The sequence below is a fragment of the Streptomyces sp. NPDC007189 genome, from assembly GCF_040703635.1.
Lineage (GTDB): Bacteria > Actinomycetota > Actinomycetes > Streptomycetales > Streptomycetaceae > Streptomyces.
Window position 1 is genome coordinate 100,963 of sequence record NZ_JBEYEY010000016.1, and the last position, 19,689, is coordinate 120,651.

Consider the following 19,689-nt stretch of genomic DNA (forward strand, 5'->3'; position numbering starts at 1 on the left):
CACGGCGGTGCCGGACGCACCGCCGTGCGCGGCGGCGACCGCCCGCCCGATGGCGGGCCCGAGGCCCGCCGCGGGTGCGGTACGAGAGGCGCTACGCCGCCGGAATCGTCTCGATCAGCCGGCGTGCCGCGTCCCGTGCGGGCGCCTCCAGCACGGCGTGGACCGTGCGGAACGTCTGCTCGGCGCCGGCCGCGGGCCAGTCCGCCGGCAGATGCGGCAGGGGCAACCGGGGGTCGCTGCGGATGACTTGGAGCCACTCGGCGGTCAGCCGGAGGCGCAGGGCCAGGGCGTCCTCGGCGGCCGGGCGCGCGCCGCCCGAGGCGTACGGCTGCCAGGACGCCTCGAAGTCCCGGTAGCGGGCGGCCAGTTCGGGCAGGTCCCAGGTGTCGTCGATCATCTCGGCGACGTCCGTCCCGGTATCCGCATGCGCCCGGAAGACCTTCACATGCGCTTCCAGGCCGAGTTCGGCGACGATCCCGGAGACGTCCGCCTCGCCCGGCGCGATCCACAGCCCGCTGAACAGCGCGCCGAAGCCCGCCCAGGTCAACTGCGAGCGCAGGTCGTGCCGTTGGCGCTGCCATGACTCCGGGAGCGAGAAGCCGAGCAGCGTCCAGGTGCCGTCCCAGTCCCGGTTGACCGCACCCGTCTTCCAGATGCGCTGCTCGCCGTCGCGCAGGATCGCCTCCGAGCGCTCGGTGAGGCCCACATAGGTCCGCCGGCCCTCGCGCCGGCGGCTCAGCAGCCCCCGGCCGACCATGCGGGCGATCGTGGAACGGGTGGCCTGCTCCCCGACTCCGGCGCGCCGGAACACCTCGATGACGCTGCCCGTGTACACGCACACCCCGCGGCCCAGCACCTCGTCACCGAGGAAGCTGAGCAGGAGCGACTGGGGGCGGGGGACAGGACCGGTCACGCGGACACCTTACGAGGCCGCGTCCTGGGTGACACGCGCGGTGTCCGGCGCCCGGACGACTCGCCCGGCGTCCGGGCGTTCAGGCGAGCCGGTTCTCCGCGACGCGCACCAGGAGGGTGTGCAGCGTCTCCCGCTCGCCGGGGGCGAGCGGGGTGAGCAGTTCGTCGGTCACGCGCCGGCCCGCCTGGTCCGTGTCGCGCAGGAACGCCCGGCCGTCCTCGGTGAGGACGACGATGCGGCTGCGGCGGTCCTCCGGGGCGGGGCGGCGCTCGGCGAAGCCCAGCTTCTCCAGGTCGTCCACCAGGCCGACGATCGCGCTCGGGTCGTAGCCGAGCCGCGCGCTCAGCTCGCGCTGGAGCGCGCCCTCGCACGTGGCGAGGAAGCGCAGCACCGCGTAGTGCCGCAGCCGCAGCCCCGACTCCTGCAGGAACGTGTTGAACAACTGACCCGAGCGCAGCCCCAGGCGGTACAGCAGATAGCCCGTGTCCGCGTGCAGCGCCCGCATCCACGGCTCGTCGGCGTCGATGGGCGTCGGGGTGTCGGTGTGCTGGCGGGCGATGGCGGGCCCCCTGGTCTCGGCCCCCGGAGAGTGCCGGTGAGGGCTCCCCGAGGGGTGGCTTGTCGTGTACGGCGTCCAGCATGACGCACCGGGAAGGTGGCCAACAACTATTGACGGCAACAATTATTGCTCTTAGCTTCGATCTCGCCACGACCCCACCCCCATGCGAAGGGATCGCTCGTGCCCACCATCGATCTGACCGGCAAGGTCGCCGTCGTCACCGGCAGCGGCCGGGGCCTCGGCCTGGCCTATGCGCACGCCCTGGCCGCCCACGGCGCGTCCGTGGTCGTCAACGACGTCGACGACGCCGTGGCCGAGGCTGCCGTCAAGTCCCTCACCGAGGCCGGCGGCACCGCCGTGGCCGAAGTGGTCCCCGTCGGCACGGCCGAGGCCGCCGACCGGCTGGTCAACCGTGCCGTCGAGGAGTTCGGCCGGCTCGACGTCCTCGTCACCAACGCGGGCATCCTGCGCGACAAGGTGCTGTGGAAGATGACCGACGACGACTTCGACGCGGTGATCACCACCCATCTCCGGGGCACCTTCACCTGCGCCCGCGCCGCCGCCGTCCGGATGCGCGAGCAGGGCGAGGGCGGCACGCTCGTCCTCGTCGGCTCCCCGGCCGGGCAGCGGGGCAACTTCGGCCAGACCAACTACGCCGCCGCCAAGGCCGGGATCGCCGCGATGGCCCGCACCTGGTCCATGGAACTGGCCCGCGCGCACATCACCGTCAACGCGATCGTGCCGGTCGCCGCCACCGCGATGACCGAGACCATCCCCGCCTTCGCCCCGTACGTCGAGGCGATGAGGAACGGCGAGCCGCTGCCGGACTTCCTGCGCAAGGGCGAGGGCTTCGGCACCCCCGAGGACTGCGCGGCGCTCGTCCCCTTCCTGGCCTCCGAGGCCGCCCGCGGCATCACCGGCCAGTGCATCGGGATCGGCGGCGACAAGGTGACCCTGTGGTCGCATCCGCAGGAGGTCCGGGCCGCCTACGCCGACGGCGGATGGACGCCGGACGCCCTGGCCGACGCCTGGCACACCTCGGTCGGCGCCGAACCGCAGACCGTGGGCATCCCCGCCCCGAAGATCCCGGAGGCGTGAGCATGCCGACCCTCAACGTCGAGGACCTCGTCGCGATCGACGTCCACACCCACGCGGAGGTGTCCTCCAAGGGCCACTCCTCCCTGGACGACCACCTGCACGACGCCTCCTCCGCCTACTTCAAGGTCGAGGGCAACCGGAAGCCCACCCTGGAGGAGACCGCCGCCTACTACCGCGAGCGGAAGATGGCGGCCGTCATCTTCACCGTGGACGCCGAGTCCGCGACCGGCACCGCGCCCGTCCCCAACGAGGAGGTCGCCGAGGCCGCGGCGGCCAACGCGGACGTCCTCATCCCCTTCGCCTCCGTCGACCCCTTCCGCGGCAGGGCGGGCGTGAAGCAGGCCCGGCGGCTGGTCGAGGAGTACGGGGTGAAGGGCTTCAAGTTCCACCCCAGCATCCAGGGCTTCTTCCCCGACGACCGCTCGGTGGCGTACGGCCTGTACGAGGTGATCGAGGAGACCGGCACCATCGCCCTCTTCCACACCGGGCAGACCGGCATCGGCGCCGGCGTGCCCGGCGGGGGAGGCATCCGCTTGAAGTACTCCAACCCGCTCCATGTGGACGACGTGGCCGCGGACTTCCCCCACATGAAGATCATCCTGGCGCACCCGTCGTTCCCCTGGCAGGACGAGGCGCTCGCGGTGGCGACCCACAAACCCGGCGTGCACATCGACCTCTCCGGCTGGTCGCCGAAGTACTTCCCGCCGCAGCTGGTGCAGTACGCCAACACACTGCTGAAGGACAAGGTCCTGTTCGGCTCCGACTTCCCGGTGCTCACCCCGGACCGCTGGCTGGCCGACTTCGCGAAGCTGTCCGTCAAGGACGAGGTCAGGCCCAGGATCCTCAAGGAGAACGCGGCCCGGCTGCTCGGGCTGACGAAACCGTAAGGGGTGACTGATGCGCAACGAGGGACTGGGGTCGTGGCCCGCACGCCGGGCCCGCAAGACCCCGCACCGCACGGCCCTGATCCACGCCGGGCAGTCGACCGACTACCGCACCCTGCACACCCGCGTCACCCGCCTCGCCCACGCCCTGCGCGCCCGCGGCGTCCGGCGCGGCGACCGCATCGCCCACCTCGGCCCCAACCACCCCGCCTACCTGGAGACCCTGTTCGCCGCCGGTACCCTCGGCGCGGTCTTCGTGCCCCTCAACACCCGCCTCGCCGGCCCCGAGATCGCCTACCAACTCGCCGACTCCGGAGCCAAGGCCCTCGTGTACGGCCCCGCCCACGCCGGTCTCATCGCGGGACTGCCGGGCGAGACGGACGTACGGACGTACCTCGAGATCGGCGACGCCTACGAACAGGCGCTGGCAGCGGCGCCGGAGGAGCCCATCGACGAACCGGTCGGCCCCGACGACACCTGCCTCATCATGTACACCTCGGGCACGACCGGCCGCCCCAAGGGCGTGATGCTCACCCACGGCAACATCACCTGGAACGCCGTCAACGTCCTGGTCGACCACGACCTGATCGCCGACGAACGCGCCCTGGTCTCCGCCCCGTTGTTCCACACCGCCGGCCTCAACATGCTGACCCTGCCGGTCCTGCTCAAGGGCGGCGCCTGCGTCCTGGCCGAGGCCTTCGACCCCGGGACGACCCTCGACCTGATCGAACGGCACCGGATCACCTTCATGTTCGGGGTGCCGACGATGTTCGACCGGATCGCCCGGCACCCCCGCTGGGCGGACGCCGACCTGTCCTCGCTGCGCATCCTCACCTGCGGCGGATCGCCGGTGCCGACCCCGCTCATCGCCGCCTACCAGCAGCGCGGGCTCACCTTCCTGCAGGGCTACGGCATGACCGAGGCCGCACCCGGCACCCTCTTCCTGGACGCCGAGCACGCCGTCGACAAGGCGGGCTCGGCCGGCGTACCGCACTTCTTCAGCGACGTACGGGTCGTACGGCCCGACCTCACCCCGGTCGACGTCGGCGAGACCGGCGAGGTGGTGGTGCGCGGACCGCACGTCATGCCCGGCTACTGGGGGCTGCCCGAGGAGACGGAGGGCGCCTTCGCCGACGGCTGGTTCCGCAGCGGCGACGCGGCCCGCGTCGACGAGGACGGCTACGTGTACATCGTCGACCGGATCAAAGACATGATCATCTCCGGCGGCGAGAACGTCTACCCCGCCGAGATAGAGGACCTCCTGCTCGCCCACCCCGGCATCGCCGAGTGCGCGGTGATCGGTGTCGCGGACGACAAGTGGGGCGAGGTGCCCCGCGCGGTCGTCGTCCCCGCCGACGGAGCCGACCTCGACCCGGACGAGGTCCTGGCCACGCTGTCCGGGCGGCTGGCCAAGTACAAGATCCCCAAATCGGTGGTCGTCGCGGACGAACTCCCGCGCACCGCCTCCGGAAAACTCCTCAAGTCCCGGGTCCGCCACCGCTACGGCGCCCCGACTCCCTGAAGAAGAAGGCGACTTATGAGCATCACCGTCAACGGCCTGGACGAACTGAAGAAGCTCGCCGGCAGCGACCTCGGCAGCAGCGAGTGGATCGAGGTCACGCAGGAGCGGATCGACACCTTCGCCGACGCCACCGGCGACCACCAGTGGATCCACACCGACCCGGAGCGGGCGGCGAAGGGTCCCTTCGGCGCACCGATCGCGCACGGCTACCTCACCCTGTCCCTGTTCATCCCCCTCTTCACCGAACTGCTGGACGTTCAGGGCGTGACCACCAAGGTCAACTACGGCCTGAACAAGGTCCGTTTCCCCGCACCCGTGAAGGTGGGCTCCCGCATCCGGCTCGCCGCCCGCCTCACCTCGGTCGAGGACGTGCCCGGCGGTGTCCAGATCGCCGTCGACGGCACGATCGAGATCGAGGACGGCACCAAGCCGGCCGCGGTGCTGCAGAGCCTGTCCCGCTTCTACGCCTGACCGGCCGGCTCACGCCGTACAACCCTGGGGCAAGATCACTCGTCTTCTCACTGTACGAGCCGATCCGACCGATTGGTCCAGCTTGCTCCTCTGGGGGAACACATGAGCCTTGTCCGCAATCACACGCGCGGTGCGGCCACCGCGGCATGCACGCTGCTCCTGGCGGCCGGCCTGGGCGCGGCCGGCGCCGGGGCGTCAAGCGCCGACTCCGCACCGCGCACCCAGGTCATCGCCTCCTCCGTCCTCGGAAGCGACTACAAGGTCACGCTGACCGCACTGCGGTCGACGCAGGACCAGTACGCCGCCTCCGTCCGGCTGCAGGTCTACCGGCACACCCAGGGCACCTGGAAGGAGTCCGACCGGGTCACCGTCGGCGACGCCGACGGCTGGTTCTGGTACCCGCTCACGGGCAGCGGGGCGGTCTGCGAGTTCTCCACCGCGAGCACCGAACCCGCACCGCTCACCGTGAGCCTGCTGGTCACACCATCCATCGGCTGCTCCGCTCCGGCGCACTACGTCGTGAAGGAGGGCAAGATCCTCGCCGGCTGAGCGGTGCCGCGGCCGGGCAGGAGCGCGGCGCAGGGGCGCGTTTCTCCGTTCCCGGCGGGCCGGGGGTGATAGACCGTCGGGTGTGGGAACGATGTCCTGTCCTTCGGCGTGGTCGGGGTGAGGCGCGGGTGCGGTTCGCGACCTTCAATGTCCTGCACGGCCTGGAGACAGGGGCCGACGGCCGTCCGGTACCCGTGCCGGACGAGGTCCCCTGGCGGCCGCTGGCCGATGCCGTCGCCGCTCTCGACGCCGATGTGCTGGCCCTGCAGGAGCTCGATCGGTTCCAGGACCGGTCGGGCGGCGTCGACCAGGCCGCCGTTGCCGCCGGCGCCATGGGCGCGCACGACTGGCGTTACGCCTCCGCCCTGCACGGACGACCGGTGCCCGGACGAGGCTGGGTCCCCGACCCGGCACGGCCGGGGCCGCTCCTCTACGGTCCGCGGCACGCGGACGCGGCGCGGCAGGTCCCGTCGCACGGCATCGCGCTGCTGTCCCGCCTTCCGGTGCGGGAGTGGCGGGTGCTGCGGCTGTCTCCGGCGCCGTGCCCGGTGCCGCTGCGGGTCGCCGGCCGGCCCGGACTCGCGCTGAGCCGGGACCAGCCGCGTGCCGCGGTGGCGGCGGTGCTGGAGGGCGCGCGCGGGCCGTTCACCGTGGCGGCGGTGCACCTTTCCTTCGTACCCGGCTGGAACATCGGCCAGTTGCTCACCGTGTGCCGCTGGATCGCCGTACTGCCGCGGCCGCGGTTGCTGCTCGGCGACCTCAACCTGGTGGGTGCGCTGCCGAGAACCGTGCTCGACCTGGCGGCATCGGGCCCGGCACGGCGACCGGCCGACCGCTGGCGGGACCTGATCCGCCTCCCGACCTATCCCGCGCACCGTCCCCTGGTGCAGTTGGACCGCGTCCTCGCGCAGGGCATCCCGGCGGAGTCGGTGCGCTCGGCATCCGCGCCGGGTACGGCGATCTCGGATCACCGCCCCGTGGTGGTCGAGCTGGCGCTGTGACGACAGACGCCGCTCGTCGCGTGCGCGGCTGCGAACGCTGCACGCTTCACGTGGCCGTGGCGGACCGGACGCCGAGCCCGGTCAGATAGGCGGTCAGCACGCGGGTCAACCGGGGCTCCACCTCGACGACGGCATGGCCGAGCCGGGGATCGCTCGCGTACAGCTCGCGCAGCCGCGGCCCGGGGGTGGCCATCTGCCACAGGGCGCCGGCCATGGCGGTCGCCGTGGCGACCGTGTCGACCGCCTGCGTCTCGGTCAGCCCGAGCAGCCGGTGCAGCTCCTTGCCGATCAGCTCGACCTCGTGGAGGGTCGTGAGCTTGAACGCGCGGACCGATTCGACCGACACGTTCCGCTCCAGGTTCAGCGGCGCCTGGGCGAGCAGGTCGCAGAACATCGGGCGCGCGGCGAGCGTGCCGGTGAAGGCGGCGGCGACCTCGGCGGGCGTGGCCTGCGCCCTGCTCTCCAGGCCCGCGCGCAGCTCCGCCGACCACTCCCGCCAGCCCTCCGCGGTCAGTTCCAGGAAGATCTGCTCCCTGGTCTCGAAGTACCGCAGCAGAGCCGACTTGTGCATGCCCACGGCGGCGGCGATGTCGGTGAGGGTGACCTCGCGGATGCCGTGCCGGCGGCCGAGCGCACGAGCCGCGTCGAGGATCGCCCGTTCCCGTGCCTGTTTGGCCTCGGCACTGCGCGCACGCTGAAAGGCAGGCTCGTTCATGCAGGACATCATAGGAACGCCCTAAGGCAACGGTGTTGCGTTATTAAGAGAACAGTGTTGTACTAACTGCATGAGTCCACAGAACACGCAGGTCTGGTTCATCACCGGTTCGTCGCGCGGCATCGGCCGCGCCCTGGTCTCCGCCGCCCTCGACGCCGGAGACCGCGTCGTGGCCACCGCCCGCCGCCCCGAGGCGCTCGCGGAGGCCTTCGGCGCGTACGGCGACCGCCTCCTCCCGCTCGCCCTGGACGTCACGAACCCGGACGCCGCCCAGCAGGCCGTCGCCGAGGCGGTCGCGCGCTTCGGGCGCATCGACGTGATCGTGAACAACGCCGGATACGCCAACGTGTCGCCCATCGAGACGGCGGACGACGACGACTTCCGCGCCCAGTTCGAGACCAACTTCTGGGGCGTCTACAACATCACGAAGGCCGCGCTGCCCACCCTGCGCCGGCAAGGGGCGGGCACCGTCGTGCAGTTCTCCTCGATCGGCGGCCGGGTCGGCGGCTCGCCGGGCATCGCCTCGTACCAGGCGGCCAAGTTCGCGGTCGACGGGTTCAGCCGGGTCCTGGCGGCCGAGACCGCGCCGTTCGGCGTGCGGGTCATGGTCGTGGAGCCGAGCGGCTTCGCCACGGACTGGGCCGGTTCCTCCATGACGGTCCACGCGATCCCCGACGCCTACGACGAGACGGTGGGCGCGATGAACCGGCGCGTGCGGCAGAGCACCGCCGGTGCGGCAGGGGATCCGCGCCGGGCGGCCGAGATCATCGTCCGCACCGTGCACCAGGAGCAGGTCCCCACCCACCTCCTGCTGGGCGTGAACGCGGTGACGATGGCGCAGGACTACTCGCAGCGTCAGCTGGCGGAGGCGACCGCGTGGGAGAAGGTCAGCCGCTCGGCCGACTTCGGCGAGCCCTATCCCGTGGAACTGCCGACCGAAGAGCGCGGCTGACCGTGTCGCCCGCTCCCCCGGGGCCGGCGGCGGGCAGGGTCACGGGCCACCGGCCCTTCGGCTCGCCGTGCCTCAGAACACCCAGCGCGTATGGCTGTACACCCCGTCGTCCCGGCCGAAGCCGTACGCCGTGTTCGGGGACACCGCGAACACCACCACATCCCCTGCGCGGGCGGCGTCTCCGATCCCGTGGAACGTGCCTTCGGGCGAGGTGATGTGCTCGCGGTACTTCGCCTCGTACGCCGCGATGGCCTGCTCCAGCACGGCCGGATCGGCGACCGGCTCGGCCTCGCCCTCGACCACGAGGTCCAGCCCTTCGCCGAGCGCGTTCCGGCCGGTGGTCAGCGCGCAGTGGCCGTCATGAGCGAGGTTGCGTGCCTTCTGCTCCCCCGAGCCGGTGGAGAAGTACAACACCCCCTCGTGCCAGGCGGCGATCACGGGGGTGACATGAAGCCGGCCGTCGGGCCGCACCGTGGACAACCAGAAGATCTCGGCGGCCGCCAGCTGCCGTTCGGCCTCCGCCCACTCCGTGGCGGTGACGTCCGCGGCACCCGGCCGGGCGTGGAGCGCGGAGCTGTAGCGGTCGTCCAGCTCGGCGACGGGCTGTCCGGCGGTTCCTCGTCCAGGCATGATGCATCTCCTTCTTTCCGTCCCTCCCGTGAAGACCACCCGGCGGTCCCGAACTCGTCGCCACGCCGGCCGTGCCGCGCTCGCGTACTCAGGTGAAGCTGAGTACGCACGCTCTGCCCGGCGGGGGCGCGGGTTGCCAGGCTCGGGGCATGAGTCATGGACAACCGAGATACGCCGCCCACGTTCTATCGGTCCTCGTTCTGGCGGGGGTGTCGCTGGCGGTGTGGGCCGCCTGGCTGGGCTGGGACCAGCGTCGTGACGTGCACCCGGACGGCTCGACGACCGGGCCGTACGAGGCGTGGCAGGTCATCGGCCTGGTCCTCACGCTGCTGCTGCCGGTGTGCTGGGCCGCGTCCCGGCACTACGTCGCGGGCGCGGTGCTGGGCACGACGGCCGGCCTCACCCTCGCCGCCTACGCCGACTGGTCGGACGACGCCAGCGGACTCTTCGTCATCGGCGTGGGACTGGTCATGATCGGCAGCCTGGTCACGACCGCCGTCGTCTCCGCCGTGGTCGCCGCGATGAAATGAGCGCCGTCGTCGCCGACCACGGCGTCTGGCCGCAAGGCAGGACCTAACCGGCCTGGCCGTGCAGGACCCGGCGAGCGGCCTCCGCCTCCGCGGCGGGCGGGGACAGCTCGTCGAGGGTGTCGAGTTCGTCGTCGAATTCCAGTTCGCGTTCCCAGGCCGCCGCGAGCTGTTCCTGCTCCTGGCGCGGCCTGGCACCGACGGCCTCCCGGTGATCGGGGTCGAGGGCCGCCAGGAATCGTCCTACCGGATCTGTCGGCATACCGTGCTCCTTGTCGCGTGCAGGTGTGCCACCCCTGTCCAGCATCGCCGAACAAGTCCGCGTTGTCTGCTCGGCCCTGCCCCCGAACGCCCCTACTCGACGGCCGGGTCCTCCTGGCTCTTCTGCACGGCGCTCCGCACGGCCTGCTCGACCTCGTCCGGGTTCGCGCCGGTGGCCGTGGCGTATGCGGCGACGGCCCCCCGTGCGGCCTCGGACGCCTCGCGCCAGCGGCGCACCTGGGCGTCGTACGCGTCACCGGTGAGACCCGCGAGCTTCGCGCGCTCTTCCTCGGCGGTCCGTTCCAGCCTGATCAACTCATCGGGGACCTCTGCCACGGTTCGGATCCTAGTCCGCGGCCGCGGCACGCCGACCGTCTCACGCACCGCCCGATCGGGTGGAGCCGCGACCCGGCTGCGGGCAGGACGACGATACGGCGGTCACGTCAAGTCCACCCACGTTCCCTGCCCGGCGGAGCGGGACATCGCGTCCAGGGCCACGGCGGCGGCGACGGCGTCGCTCAGCGTCGTGCCGATCGCGGTGCCCTCCGTGACGGAACGCAGGAAGCGGTACGCCTCGATGACCTTGAGATCGTCGTAGCCCATGCTGGTGGCCGCCCCCGGCTGGAAAGCGGCGTACTCGCCGTGGCCGGGGCCGACGTACACCGTGCTGACGGGCTGGTCCTGGTACGTCGTGCCGCGGCTGACGGCGAGTTCGCCCATGCGGCGGAAGTCCCAGAAGACGGCGCCCTTGGTGCCGTGCACCTCGAAGCCGTAGGTGTTCTGCTCGCCGACCGAGACCCGGCAGGCCTCCAGGACCCCGCGGGCGCCGGAGGCGAAGCGCAGCAGGCAGTTGACGTAGTCCTCGTTCTCCACCGGCCCGAGTTCGCCGCCGGAGGCGCGGCTGTGCCCGGCCGTGGCGCCGGTCGGGCGGGCCCGCTCCGGCACGAAGACGGCGGTGTCGGCGGTGAGCGAGACGATCTCACCGAGCAGGAAGCGGGCCAGGTCCACGCCGTGCGAGGCGAGATCGCCCAGAACTCCGCTGCCGCCGCGGCCGCGCTCGTAACGCCAGGTCAGGGCGCCGTCCGGATGGGCGGCGTAGTCGCTGAACAGGCGGATGCGGACATGGGTGACCGTGCCGATCTCGCCGGAGGCGATCAGCTCCCGGGCCGTCTCGACGGCGGGCGCGTTGCGGTAGTTGAAGCCGACCGTGCCCTGGACCCCCGCCTTCGCCGCCGCGTCGGCCACGGCGCGGGCGTCGTCGGCGGTCAGCCCCACCGGCTTCTCGATCCAGATGTGCTTGCCGGCCTCGGCCATCGCCACGCCGATCTCCCGGTGCAGGAAGTTCGGCGCGGTGATGCTGACCGCCTGTACGCGCGGGTCGGCGGCCACCTCACGCCAGTCGCGGGTCGCGGTGGCGAAGCCGTACAGACCGGCCGCCTCCTCCGCCCGGCCCGGTACCTCGTCCGCGACGGCGACGAGTTCCGGCCGCACGGACAACTGCGGGAAATGGTGGGGCAGGCGGGCGTACGCCTGGGTGTGCACCCGTCCCATCCAGCCGAATCCCACGACGGCGACGCCGAGCGTATGCACCATGAGCGCCCTTCTTTGGACCGTTCCAGAAGCTGCGTCCACCATGGTTCCTCCATGTCCCGCATGTCAAGGGACCTTTACAGGGGCGGCCGGCATATGGAACGGTCCAGTCATGGGCTCTCCGACCATCCGTGACGTCGCCGAACGGGCCGGCGTGTCCAAGTCGCTGGTCTCGCTGGTGCTGCGCGGCTCGGAAGGTGTGCGGCCGGAGAAGCGCGAGGCCGTCCTCGCCGCGGTCCAAGCGCTCGGCTACCGGCCCAACGCCGCCGCCCGCAGCCTGAGCGAGCGGCGCACCCGGACCGTGGGAGTGCTGCTGAACGACATGCGCAACCCCTGGTTCGTGGACCTGCTCGACGGCCTGAACGCCCGGCTCTACGACAACGGCCTGCACATGCTGCTGGCCGACGGCCACCTCAACCGGCGCCTCGGCGAGGACCTCACCCGCACCTTCACCGAACTCCGCGTCGACGGCCTGATCGCGGTCGGCACGCTCCAGGACCCGCAGGCCCTGCGCACCGCCGCCGGGCTGGTCCCCACGGTCGTCGCCGGCACCCGCGAGCCGGTGCTGCCCGGAGTGGACATCGTCGCCAACGACGATGAGCACGGAGCCCGCCTGGCCACCGAGCACCTCATCGGCCTCGGCCACCGCCGCATCGCCCACATCACCGGCCGGGGCGCGGTCGGGGCCCTGCGCCGGCGCAGCTTCGAGGCGACCATGCGCGAGCACGGCCTCGCCGGCACGGCGGTCGTGGAACAGGGCGACCTCACCGAGGAGGGCGGCTACCGGGCCGCGGTCCGGCTCCTGAGCCGCCCGCAGCGTCCGACCGCCGTCTTCGCCGTCAACGACATGACCTGCGTCGGCGCACTCTCCGCCGCCGAGGAGTGCGGCCTGCAGGTGCCGCGTGACCTCTCCCTGGTCGGCTACGACAACACCTACCTCTCCCGGCTGCGCCATCTGTGGCTGACCACGGTGGACAACGCCAGCCACGACGTGGGCCGGCGCGCCGCGCAGCGGCTGCTCGACCGGATCGAGGAGCCGGACCGTCCGGGCTATGTCGACCTCGCCACGCCGTACCTCGAAGTGAGAGGCACGACCGGGCCGCCGCCGGCCGGCGCCTGAACGCATGACGGTCCGGGCACGCCACAGCAGTGGCAGTGGCACCAGGCGCATCCGGGGGCGCTCGCGGGCGGTGGTCGGCCTGCGGTGATGGTGGCCGGGCAACCGCTTGCGGTGGTTTCGGCGCAGGGCCGAGCATGGCGGTCCCCACTCGTCGTCCGTCCGCCGGCGGCCGGTGCGCCTCGGCGCGGCGTCCGTGACGGGTGGTGGCCCGTGTCCCGTGTGTCGTGCGAAGGGGCTGGATGTGCCAGAGCCGTTTGATGCCGTGACCCCGGCCGCCGCCGGCGGCCCCGGATGCCCGCCGGACACGGCGGCACCGACGACGGTGGGCGTGGAGGAGGAGTTCGTTCTGGCCGACCGGCACAGCGGGGCGGCCGTCGGCCGGTCGGCCTCCGTCGTGGCCGCCGCCCGCGCTCGCCTCGGCGGGCCGTACGCCACACCGGAGCTGTCGCAGGCGCAGGTGGAGACCGTCAGCGCGGTGTGCCGTACGGCCGTCGAACTGCAGGCGGAGGTCGTCCGATTACGCACGGGCGCTGCCCTCGCCGCGGCCGAGCACGACTGCCTGCTGGTGCCCAGCGGCGTGGCGGTCCTGGGCCGCGCCGGGCCGCCGCCCGTCCTGGACCGGGACCGGTACCACGCCCTGGTGCGCCGCTTCGGCCCGGTCGTCCACGAGCAGGGCGTGAACGCGTGCCACGTGCACGTCGGCGTCGCCGACAGGGAAGAGGCCGTCCAGGCGGTCGACCACCTGCGGGGCTGGATGCCGTTGCTGCTGGCGCTGACCGCCAACTCGCCCTACTGCGACGGAACGGACACCGGATACGCCAGCTGGCGCTCGATGGTGTGGAGCCGGTGGCCCTCGGCCGGACCGCCTCCCCTTCTGCGCGACGCGGACCACTACGAACGGCTCGTCGGCCGGCTCCTGGCCAGCGGCGCGGCGCTGGATCCGGCCATGGTCTACTGGCACGTCCGGCCCTCGGCGCACCTGCCCACCATCGAGGTGCGCATCGCGGACGTGCTGCCCGACGCCGAGGCCACCACCGCGTACGCCCTGCTCGTCCGCGCCCTCGTCGGGCACGCCGTGGACCTGGTGCGCGCAGGAGAACCCGCGCCCGACGTCCCCGAGGCGCTGCTGACGGCCGCGTGCTGGCGGGCGGCCCGGCACGGGCCCGCCGGGACCCTGCCGGCCACCCACACCCGTGACTGCGCCCCCACGGCCGTTGGCCGGCTGATCGAAGAGCTGTGGAAACGGATCGAGCCCCACCTCAGCCGGCACAGTGACGACCGGTGCGTCGGCGGCTGGCTGAGCGCCGTCCAGTGCACCGGGACCGGCGCCGCGCGGCAGAGGCGCGTCGCGGAACTGCACGGGCTGCGCGCGGTGGTGGACGATCTGGCCGTGGACGTTCCCTGATCGGCGGCCGGTGGGTTTACCGTGGTCGATGAGGGCTCTGCCGGGACCTGTGCGCAGCCCGGAGCAGCCGGCTTCGCCGGACCATGCCGCTCCTGCCGATCGGGGGGTGCCATGAAAGTCGAAATGATCCAGACGGCCGCCAACGTTCTCTTCGACGTGCCGGGCGACATGCACGAAGAGATCATCAGGCTCATCGGAGCGGTCACGGACGACACCGAGACACAGGCGCCGGACCTCGCGGCCGCGTTCGGAGAGTGGTGCTGGCTCGTGTACACCGTCGACGGCGACGTGGTCGAGGTGCTGGACGTGGGCTGCGCCCGGTGACGTGCGCCTGAGCGGAGGCGTGTCGTACGGCCCCTGCCGCCCCGCCACCGTTTCGGCGCGCGGCGCGACGGGAACCCGGTGCGCGCCCTGAGGAAGGGGCGCATGCCCCGCGGAAGGGGGAGCACGCCGTGCCCGACACCGACCAGGACCGCATCCGAGACCGGGCCCTGCCCCTGGCCGATCCGGCGTCGCTGGACCCGCTGCTGGAGCGCATCGGCGACGCCCGCTACGTGCTGCTGGGCGAGGCCTCCCACGGCACCGCCGACTACTACCAGGTGCGTGACGTGCTCACGCGCCGGCTCATCGAGGAGAAGGGCTTCTCCTTCGTCGCGGTGGAGGGCGACTGGCCGGACTGCCAGGCCGTGCACAACGCGGTGGTCGCCGCGCCCGGCGCCCCCGAGGATCCCGGAGAGGTGCTGGAGGGCTTCCGGCGCTGGCCGGCGTGGATGTGGGGCAACACCGACGTGGCCGCCTTCACCCGGTGGCTGCGCCGGCACAACGAGGGGCTGCCGCCCGAGCGGCGCGTCGGATTCTTCGGGCTCGACGTCTACAGCCTGTGGGAGTCGCTGAGCGCGGTCCTCGCCCACCTGCGCGAACACGACCCCGACCGGGTGGAGCACGCCCTGGAGGCGTACCGCTGCTTCGAGCCGTACGCACAGGACCCGCAGTCCTACGCGCTGGCCACCCGGTACGTGTCCGAGGGCTGTGAGCCGCAGGTGATGTCCCTGCTGACCGAGCTGCGCCGGCGGGCGGCGCGGACTGCCGCCCTGGACGGTTCCCTCACCGAGTTCACCGCCCGGCAGAACGCCGAGGTGCTGGCGGGCGCCGAGCGCTACTACCGGGCCATGATCGACAGCGGGCCCGAGGCGTGGAACATCCGGGACCGTCACATGGCCGACACCCTCGACCGGCTGATGGAGCACTACGGCCCCGACGCCAAGGCCGTGGTGTGGGCGCACAACACACACGTCGGCGACGCCCGCGCCACCGACATGGCCGACACCGGCATGGTCAACGTCGGCCAGCTGGTGCGGGAACGGCACATGGGCAGGGGCGTGGTCCTGGTCGGGTTCGGCTCGCACTCCGGCACCGTGATCGCCGCGGACGCGTGGGGCGACGTACCGAAGGTCATGGGCGTGCCGGCCGCGCGCCGGGGCAGCCTGGAGGATCTGCTGCACCGGGCGCTGCCCGGGGCGCGGGCGCTGTTCGTCTTCCCGCACGTGCAGTTCCAGCGGCCGCCGTCGGCCGGGCACGGCGAGTGGTTCCACGAAGAGCGCGGTCACCGCGCCATCGGCGTGGTCTACCGGCCGCAGTACGAGCGCGTCGGCAACTACGTCCCCACGGTCCTGGCGGAGCGTTACGACGCGTTCTGCTACCTCGACCGCACCCACGCGCTCACCCCCCTGCGCCCGCTGACCGCAGAGAGCCGGGAGCGGGAGACCTGGCCGGTCGGCGTGTGACACACAGCCCGCGAGGCACTCGCCGGTTTCGGTGTTCACCGACAGGCCGCCGATTCAGTCCTCGCCCTCGGCGACGGGCACCACGGCCACGGGACAGCTCGCGTGGTGCAGGACGGCGTGCGACACGGTTCCCAGCCGCAGTCCCAGGGGGCCGCGCGGCGGGCGGCGCCCCACCACGACCAGGCCGGCCCTCGTCGAGGCCTCCACCAGCACGCCGGCGGGCGAGCCGATGACGAAGTCGGTGTCCGTGTGCGCCTTCGGGTGGTCGGCGACCGGACCGAGGGCGCGGTCGAGCAGCCGCTCGTGCAGCCGCCTTTCGTCGTCCAGCCGGCTCACCTGGGGCACCATCAGCCCGGTCCGGGGAAACGGCGTCCAGGCGTGCAGCAGGCGCGCCGTCGTCCCGCGCCGCTCGGCCTCCTCGAGGCCGAACCGTACGACGTCCTCGTCCCGTTCGTCGTGGACGCCGACCACGACCGCGTCGTGCAGCGCGTCACCCCCGGTGCGCCATCCCCGGACGACGGCCACCGGGCGGTCCGTGTGGGCGGCCAGCCGCAGGCTGACCGACCCCAGCAGCAGTCCCGTGAAGCCGCCCCGGCCGCGGGTCCCCACCACGACCAGCCGGGCGCCGGCATCCCCGGCGGCCTCGATCAGCGCCTCCGCCGGGTGACCCCGGGCGAGGACGACATCCGTCGCGAGACCGGGTCTGGCGACGGCGACCCGGGCCTGGGCGTCGTCCAGGATGGCTACGCCGGCCTGTACGACGTGCGGATCGGCCTTCTCGTCCGGCCCCGTCGGCTCTCCGCCGAGGTCGACGGCGTGGAGGATCCTCAGCGCGTCACCGCCCCGTTCCGCCTCGGCGGCCGCCCAGTCGAGGGCCGACCAGGCGTCCGGCGCGTCGTCCATGCCGACCAGCACGGTGCCGGAACGGCCGGCTGCGGTCATGGTTCCTCCAGGTGACTCGTCCGGCCCGGTGCCGTACCGCCCGACCGGACGCGGCAGGAGGCGGCGTGCCCGGTCAGGCCAGCTCGGGGTGGCCGAACAGCTCGGCGTAGCCGCTCGGCAGCTGGCTGAGCAGCCGGTTCAGCTCACCGCCCGACACGGTGTCGCCGAGGGTGGTGAGGACCACTTCCGCGTCCCGCCGGGCGGCCGTCTCGTCCTCGGCGGCGGCCCGGGCCACCTGGCGGAGGAACTCCTCCACGCCCCAGGTCCTGCCGGTGTTTCCCACACCGGTGAGGAACTCGCCGATCTCCGCGGGCAGTTGGTCCGCCAGATGATCCGCCGCGGCCGGCTGCAGCCGGTCCCCGAGGGTGCTCAGCACCGCCTCGGTGACCTGCGTCGCCTCGTCGAGGTCCGCGTACTCTCCCTGCTCCCGCACGACGGCGAGGAATTCCTTGGACGTCATCAGTCGCTCCCCGACTCCCCAGTGGTGTTCCTTGCGGAGGGACGGCACCTCGCCGGCGCGTCCTGCACCCGTTGCCGCTCCACGGCCCGCCGGGTACCCGTGGCAAAGCGCACCGACACGGCCGTCGACTGCGGCATCGCCTACCCCGACGTGGAGCGGGAACTGGACGTCCGGCTCGACGCCGAGGTCCGCCGGCTCGTCGCCGAGCCGGCGGCCGGAGAAGAGCCCGGGGTCAGGTGATGCCGTCGGTGCTGCCGGTGAAGAGCACCCGGGCGAGTTCGGCGTCCAGTGACTGCCTGACCTTGTCCGTCATGCCGCCCCGGGTGGTCTCGCCCAGGAGTTCCATGACGGTGCGGGCCTCGTGGGTGGCCTTCTGCCGAGCCCTAGGTGTTCGGGCGTGCCGCGCTGATCTCGCTCAGCGCCGAGTCGGTGTCGCGTTCGACGGCCAGGTCGCCAAGCGACACGATGCCGACCACGCAGTCCCGGTCGGGATCGACCACCGGTAGCCGGCGCACCGCCTTCTCCCTCATGAGCTCGGCGGCGCGGTCGACCGGGTCGTCGGGCTTGAGCGTGACCAGGTCCGTGCTGCACGCGTCCTGGACCCGGGTACCGCTGATGTCGCCGCCCTCGGCGAGGATCCGCACGGTCAGGTCCCGGTCCGTGACCAGGCCGCGCGGGTGGCCGTCCTCCGTCACCACGACCGCGCCGATGTCCTCGTCCCGCATACGGCGGGCGACGTCGGTCACGTAGGCGTTCGGGTCGACCTCGACCGGCGGGGCGGTCATCACGTCACGCACCATCTGTGCCGTAGCCATGTTCGTACCTCCGGAAATTCGTCGTCTGCACTGCCGCTTCAGTGCCGCACGTGCCGAACTACCACGAATACGGCGATCCATGTCTGCTTCGTCTTCTTCGTCTGCTTCCGCGGCTACGCGTGATGGCGGGATACGCGTGACATGCGCAGCGGTGTATCCGTCGGGGCCCATGGGCACCCGTCGGTACGCGAACTACCAGCGGGAGGCAGCATGATCACCCATCGGCATCTGGTGGAAGAGGTGGCCTCTCGGGCCCGGCTCGACGACACGGAGGCCGCCGACGCCGCCGTCCACCTCGTACTCGCGGCGCTGGGCAGGCGCCTCGACCCGCCACGCCGGGAACATCTGCGGCAGGCCGTACCGGCACACGAGCGCGGCGTGCTGGAACGCGGCGGCGACGCGGCGGACGACTCCGACGTGCGGCTCGACGAGCTGCTGGCCGACGTGGCGCGGCCCGTGGGGGCCACCCCGGAGCAGGCGCTGTTCCTGGCGCAGACCGTGGTCGCCCGGATCACGGCCGAGGACACGGGCCTGGAGTCGGACCTGCGCAGCGCCCTGCCCGACGAGTTCGGCACGCTGTTCGTGGAACCCGACGCGATGCCCGAGCGCTCGAGCCGCGCGACGGACGCCCCGGCCCCCCTGAGCGGGGAGGAGGTCGCAGCGGCGCTGCGGGAGCGCCCCGGCTGGACCGGTGACACCCGCGAACTGTCCCGCACCGTGGCACTGCCGGCCGACCGCGTCCAGCTGCTGCTGGCACAGGTCGAGCGCGCCGCCGACGAGATCGGCGAGCACCCGCGGACGCGGCGGACACCGGACGGGGTGCGCTTCACCCTGCAGACCCGCTCGGTGCAGGCGGTGACCCCGCGCGACCTCGACCTGGCCGACCGCATCGACCAGGCGGTCCTGGCGGTGGGAGGCGGGTCCGCCCGCTGATCACCGACTTGCACGGCGAGTGTTGCCGCCCAGGCCCGGTCGCGCACCCGGGGCTGGGCGGCCCGGTCAGCGCTGGTACAGCCCCACGATGATGCCGCTCGCCAGTTGCTCGCGTTCGAGGACGGCGTGGGCCTCGTCGGCGGTGGCCCGGTCCGGGAGCGAGACCGGGGCGGGCAGGGCGTAGAGGCGGAAGAAGTAGCGGTGGGCCTCGTCGCCGACCGGGGGCTGCGGGCCGCCCCAGCCCCGCTCCCCGAAGCCGTTGCGGTGCGGCTGGCTGTCCTGGGGCGTCTCGCCGGCGTCCAGGCCTCCGAGGTGCGGATCGATACCGGTGAGGAGCCAGTGCAGGAAGGTTCCTGACGGGGCGTCCGGGTCTTCGCACAGCAGGGCCAGCTCCGCCGCGTCCTCCGGCACGCCGGACCAGGCGAGTGGCGGGGAGACGTTGTCCGCGTCATGCGCGTGATGGCGCGGGATCATGCTGTGGTCGCTGAAGGCTGCGCTTCTGAGTTCGATACCGGCCATGCGACACGGGGTACCCCGCGCGGGCGCCCGTAGACGGCC

General features: G+C 72.6%; 25 protein-coding genes. 14 read left to right on the top strand and 11 right to left on the bottom strand.

The features are described from left to right. Positions 1–91: 91 nt before the first annotated feature. Both AB0950_RS29300 and AB0950_RS29305 read right to left on the bottom strand, forming a co-directional pair. The gene (locus tag AB0950_RS29300; protein WP_360151596.1) at positions 92–913 is read right to left on the bottom strand and encodes a PaaX family transcriptional regulator C-terminal domain-containing protein; all 822 of its coding nucleotides are present in this window, start codon (positions 911–913) and stop codon (positions 92–94) included. Between the two features lie 79 nt (positions 914–992). Continuing rightward, positions 993–1,418, bottom strand: a complete 426-nt coding sequence (locus tag AB0950_RS29305; RefSeq protein ID WP_366779766.1) for a MarR family transcriptional regulator — start codon at positions 1,416–1,418, stop codon at positions 993–995. A gap of 234 nt (positions 1,419–1,652) precedes the next feature. On the opposite strand from AB0950_RS29305, the gene AB0950_RS29310 reads away from it, so the two are divergent. The 6 genes from AB0950_RS29310 (at position 1,653) to AB0950_RS29335 (ending at position 6,997) form a co-directional block, all read left to right on the top strand. Beyond that, a complete protein-coding gene (locus AB0950_RS29310) occupies positions 1,653–2,570 on the top strand; it encodes an SDR family oxidoreductase (protein ID WP_360151602.1) in 918 nt (305 codons plus the stop codon). 2 nt (positions 2,571–2,572) lie between these two features. Continuing rightward, positions 2,573–3,457 carry an amidohydrolase family protein gene (locus AB0950_RS29315; protein ID WP_366779767.1) on the top strand — a complete coding sequence of 295 codons (885 nt, stop codon included), beginning with the start codon at positions 2,573–2,575 and terminating at the stop codon, positions 3,455–3,457. A gap of 10 nt (positions 3,458–3,467) precedes the next feature. Next, positions 3,468–4,976: a long-chain fatty acid--CoA ligase gene (locus AB0950_RS29320; protein WP_366779768.1), complete on the top strand. Its 1,509-nt coding sequence runs from the start codon at positions 3,468–3,470 to the stop codon at positions 4,974–4,976. A gap of 15 nt (positions 4,977–4,991) precedes the next feature. After that, positions 4,992–5,447: a MaoC family dehydratase gene (locus AB0950_RS29325; protein WP_360151611.1), complete on the top strand. Its 456-nt coding sequence runs from the start codon at positions 4,992–4,994 to the stop codon at positions 5,445–5,447. Between the two features lie 102 nt (positions 5,448–5,549). Beyond that, positions 5,550–5,996, top strand: a complete 447-nt coding sequence (locus AB0950_RS29330) for a hypothetical protein (RefSeq protein WP_360151614.1) — start codon at positions 5,550–5,552, stop codon at positions 5,994–5,996. Positions 5,997–6,124: 128 nt separating this feature from the next. Beyond that, entirely contained in the window at positions 6,125–6,997 is an 873-nt protein-coding gene (locus tag AB0950_RS29335) for an endonuclease/exonuclease/phosphatase family protein (protein ID WP_366779769.1), read from the top strand. A gap of 46 nt (positions 6,998–7,043) precedes the next feature. Here AB0950_RS29335 and AB0950_RS29340 read toward each other — a convergent pair whose 3' ends face one another. After that, positions 7,044–7,712, bottom strand: coding sequence for a TetR family transcriptional regulator (locus AB0950_RS29340; RefSeq protein ID WP_360569757.1), 669 nt, complete (start codon positions 7,710–7,712; stop codon positions 7,044–7,046). Between the two features lie 70 nt (positions 7,713–7,782). On the opposite strand from AB0950_RS29340, the gene AB0950_RS29345 reads away from it, so the two are divergent. Then, positions 7,783–8,664 carry an SDR family NAD(P)-dependent oxidoreductase gene (locus tag AB0950_RS29345; protein WP_360151623.1) on the top strand — a complete coding sequence of 294 codons (882 nt, stop codon included), beginning with the start codon at positions 7,783–7,785 and terminating at the stop codon, positions 8,662–8,664. A 72-nt stretch (positions 8,665–8,736) separates the two neighbouring features. Here the strand turns inward: AB0950_RS29345 and AB0950_RS29350 are convergent, their stop codons facing one another. Next, complete coding sequence (locus AB0950_RS29350) at positions 8,737–9,294, bottom strand: pyridoxamine 5'-phosphate oxidase family protein (protein WP_360151626.1); 558 nt, start codon at positions 9,292–9,294, stop codon at positions 8,737–8,739. Between the two features lie 149 nt (positions 9,295–9,443). Between AB0950_RS29350 and AB0950_RS29355 the strand changes: the two genes are divergently transcribed. Continuing rightward, on the top strand, positions 9,444–9,824 hold the full coding sequence (locus AB0950_RS29355) for a hypothetical protein (RefSeq protein ID WP_366779770.1): 381 nt from the start codon (positions 9,444–9,446) through the stop codon (positions 9,822–9,824). A gap of 43 nt (positions 9,825–9,867) precedes the next feature. On the opposite strand, the gene AB0950_RS29360 is transcribed toward AB0950_RS29355, so the two are convergent. From AB0950_RS29360 to AB0950_RS29370, 3 genes are all read right to left on the bottom strand, one after another. Then, positions 9,868–10,083, bottom strand: coding sequence for a hypothetical protein (locus AB0950_RS29360; protein ID WP_360569751.1), 216 nt, complete (start codon positions 10,081–10,083; stop codon positions 9,868–9,870). Positions 10,084–10,175: 92 nt separating this feature from the next. Beyond that, positions 10,176–10,418 carry a hypothetical protein gene (locus AB0950_RS29365; RefSeq protein ID WP_360151635.1) on the bottom strand — a complete coding sequence of 81 codons (243 nt, stop codon included), beginning with the start codon at positions 10,416–10,418 and terminating at the stop codon, positions 10,176–10,178. A gap of 102 nt (positions 10,419–10,520) precedes the next feature. Further along, complete coding sequence (locus AB0950_RS29370) at positions 10,521–11,675, bottom strand: Gfo/Idh/MocA family oxidoreductase (RefSeq protein WP_360151638.1); 1,155 nt, start codon at positions 11,673–11,675, stop codon at positions 10,521–10,523. A 109-nt stretch (positions 11,676–11,784) separates the two neighbouring features. Between AB0950_RS29370 and AB0950_RS29375 the strand changes: the two genes are divergently transcribed. The 4 genes from AB0950_RS29375 to AB0950_RS29390 all read left to right on the top strand — a co-directional run bounded on the left by AB0950_RS29375 (position 11,785) and on the right by AB0950_RS29390 (position 15,981). Then, a complete protein-coding gene (locus AB0950_RS29375) occupies positions 11,785–12,792 on the top strand; it encodes a LacI family DNA-binding transcriptional regulator (RefSeq protein ID WP_360151641.1) in 1,008 nt (335 codons plus the stop codon). 241 nt (positions 12,793–13,033) lie between these two features. After that, positions 13,034–14,197 (top strand): glutamate--cysteine ligase, encoded by a 1,164-nt coding sequence (locus tag AB0950_RS29380; RefSeq protein WP_366779771.1) that lies wholly within the window; start codon positions 13,034–13,036, stop codon positions 14,195–14,197. Between the two features lie 123 nt (positions 14,198–14,320). Beyond that, positions 14,321–14,521 carry a hypothetical protein gene (locus AB0950_RS29385; RefSeq protein WP_360151647.1) on the top strand — a complete coding sequence of 67 codons (201 nt, stop codon included), beginning with the start codon at positions 14,321–14,323 and terminating at the stop codon, positions 14,519–14,521. Positions 14,522–14,649: 128 nt separating this feature from the next. Then, a complete protein-coding gene (locus tag AB0950_RS29390) occupies positions 14,650–15,981 on the top strand; it encodes an erythromycin esterase family protein (protein ID WP_360151650.1) in 1,332 nt (443 codons plus the stop codon). Positions 15,982–16,035: 54 nt separating this feature from the next. On the opposite strand, the gene AB0950_RS29395 is transcribed toward AB0950_RS29390, so the two are convergent. Then, positions 16,036–16,923 carry a universal stress protein gene (locus AB0950_RS29395; protein WP_360151653.1) on the bottom strand — a complete coding sequence of 296 codons (888 nt, stop codon included), beginning with the start codon at positions 16,921–16,923 and terminating at the stop codon, positions 16,036–16,038. A 73-nt stretch (positions 16,924–16,996) separates the two neighbouring features. Next, the gene (locus tag AB0950_RS29400) at positions 16,997–17,383 is read right to left on the bottom strand and encodes a DUF2267 domain-containing protein (protein WP_360151656.1); all 387 of its coding nucleotides are present in this window, start codon (positions 17,381–17,383) and stop codon (positions 16,997–16,999) included. A gap of 99 nt (positions 17,384–17,482) precedes the next feature. Here AB0950_RS29400 and AB0950_RS29405 point away from each other — a divergent pair, with 99 nt between their 5' ends. Then, on the top strand, positions 17,483–17,623 hold the full coding sequence (locus AB0950_RS29405; RefSeq protein ID WP_360569739.1) for a hypothetical protein: 141 nt from the start codon (positions 17,483–17,485) through the stop codon (positions 17,621–17,623). A 143-nt stretch (positions 17,624–17,766) separates the two neighbouring features. On the opposite strand, the gene AB0950_RS29410 is transcribed toward AB0950_RS29405, so the two are convergent. After that, positions 17,767–18,198: a CBS domain-containing protein gene (locus AB0950_RS29410; protein WP_360151659.1), complete on the bottom strand. Its 432-nt coding sequence runs from the start codon at positions 18,196–18,198 to the stop codon at positions 17,767–17,769. 210 nt (positions 18,199–18,408) lie between these two features. On the opposite strand from AB0950_RS29410, the gene AB0950_RS29415 reads away from it, so the two are divergent. After that, a complete protein-coding gene (locus AB0950_RS29415) occupies positions 18,409–19,131 on the top strand; it encodes a DUF2267 domain-containing protein (protein ID WP_360151662.1) in 723 nt (240 codons plus the stop codon). Between the two features lie 66 nt (positions 19,132–19,197). Here the strand turns inward: AB0950_RS29415 and AB0950_RS29420 are convergent, their stop codons facing one another. Next, positions 19,198–19,650, bottom strand: a complete 453-nt coding sequence (locus AB0950_RS29420; protein WP_360151664.1) for a YbhB/YbcL family Raf kinase inhibitor-like protein — start codon at positions 19,648–19,650, stop codon at positions 19,198–19,200. Positions 19,651–19,689: the final 39 nt, after the last annotated feature.

Bases quoted from the DNA above. Each gene is read 5' to 3' on its own strand.
- AB0950_RS29400 (WP_360151656.1), bottom strand. From the start codon at position 17,383: ATGACGTCCAAGGAATTCCTCGCCGTCGTGCGGGAGCAGGGAGAGTAC.
- AB0950_RS29320 (WP_366779768.1), top strand. From the start codon at position 3,468: ATGCGCAACGAGGGACTGGGGTCGTGGCCCGCACGCCGGGCCCGCAAG.
- AB0950_RS29325 (WP_360151611.1), top strand. From the start codon at position 4,992: ATGAGCATCACCGTCAACGGCCTGGACGAACTGAAGAAGCTCGCCGGC.
- AB0950_RS29315 (WP_366779767.1), top strand. From the start codon at position 2,573: ATGCCGACCCTCAACGTCGAGGACCTCGTCGCGATCGACGTCCACACC.
- AB0950_RS29385 (WP_360151647.1), top strand. From the start codon at position 14,321: ATGATCCAGACGGCCGCCAACGTTCTCTTCGACGTGCCGGGCGACATG.
- AB0950_RS29375 (WP_360151641.1), top strand. From the start codon at position 11,785: ATGGGCTCTCCGACCATCCGTGACGTCGCCGAACGGGCCGGCGTGTCC.
- AB0950_RS29305 (WP_366779766.1), bottom strand. From the start codon at position 1,418: ATGCGGGCGCTGCACGCGGACACGGGCTATCTGCTGTACCGCCTGGGG.
- AB0950_RS29370 (WP_360151638.1), bottom strand. From the start codon at position 11,675: ATGGTGCATACGCTCGGCGTCGCCGTCGTGGGATTCGGCTGGATGGGA.
- AB0950_RS29410 (WP_360151659.1), bottom strand. From the start codon at position 18,198: ATGGCTACGGCACAGATGGTGCGTGACGTGATGACCGCCCCGCCGGTC.
- AB0950_RS29340 (WP_360569757.1), bottom strand. From the start codon at position 7,712: ATGAACGAGCCTGCCTTTCAGCGTGCGCGCAGTGCCGAGGCCAAACAG.
- AB0950_RS29360 (WP_360569751.1), bottom strand. From the start codon at position 10,083: ATGCCGACAGATCCGGTAGGACGATTCCTGGCGGCCCTCGACCCCGAT.
- AB0950_RS29330 (WP_360151614.1), top strand. From the start codon at position 5,550: ATGAGCCTTGTCCGCAATCACACGCGCGGTGCGGCCACCGCGGCATGC.
- AB0950_RS29415 (WP_360151662.1), top strand. From the start codon at position 18,409: ATGATCACCCATCGGCATCTGGTGGAAGAGGTGGCCTCTCGGGCCCGG.
- AB0950_RS29345 (WP_360151623.1), top strand. From the start codon at position 7,783: ATGAGTCCACAGAACACGCAGGTCTGGTTCATCACCGGTTCGTCGCGC.
- AB0950_RS29355 (WP_366779770.1), top strand. From the start codon at position 9,444: ATGAGTCATGGACAACCGAGATACGCCGCCCACGTTCTATCGGTCCTC.
- AB0950_RS29420 (WP_360151664.1), bottom strand. From the start codon at position 19,650: ATGGCCGGTATCGAACTCAGAAGCGCAGCCTTCAGCGACCACAGCATG.
- AB0950_RS29350 (WP_360151626.1), bottom strand. From the start codon at position 9,294: ATGCCTGGACGAGGAACCGCCGGACAGCCCGTCGCCGAGCTGGACGAC.
- AB0950_RS29395 (WP_360151653.1), bottom strand. From the start codon at position 16,923: ATGACCGCAGCCGGCCGTTCCGGCACCGTGCTGGTCGGCATGGACGAC.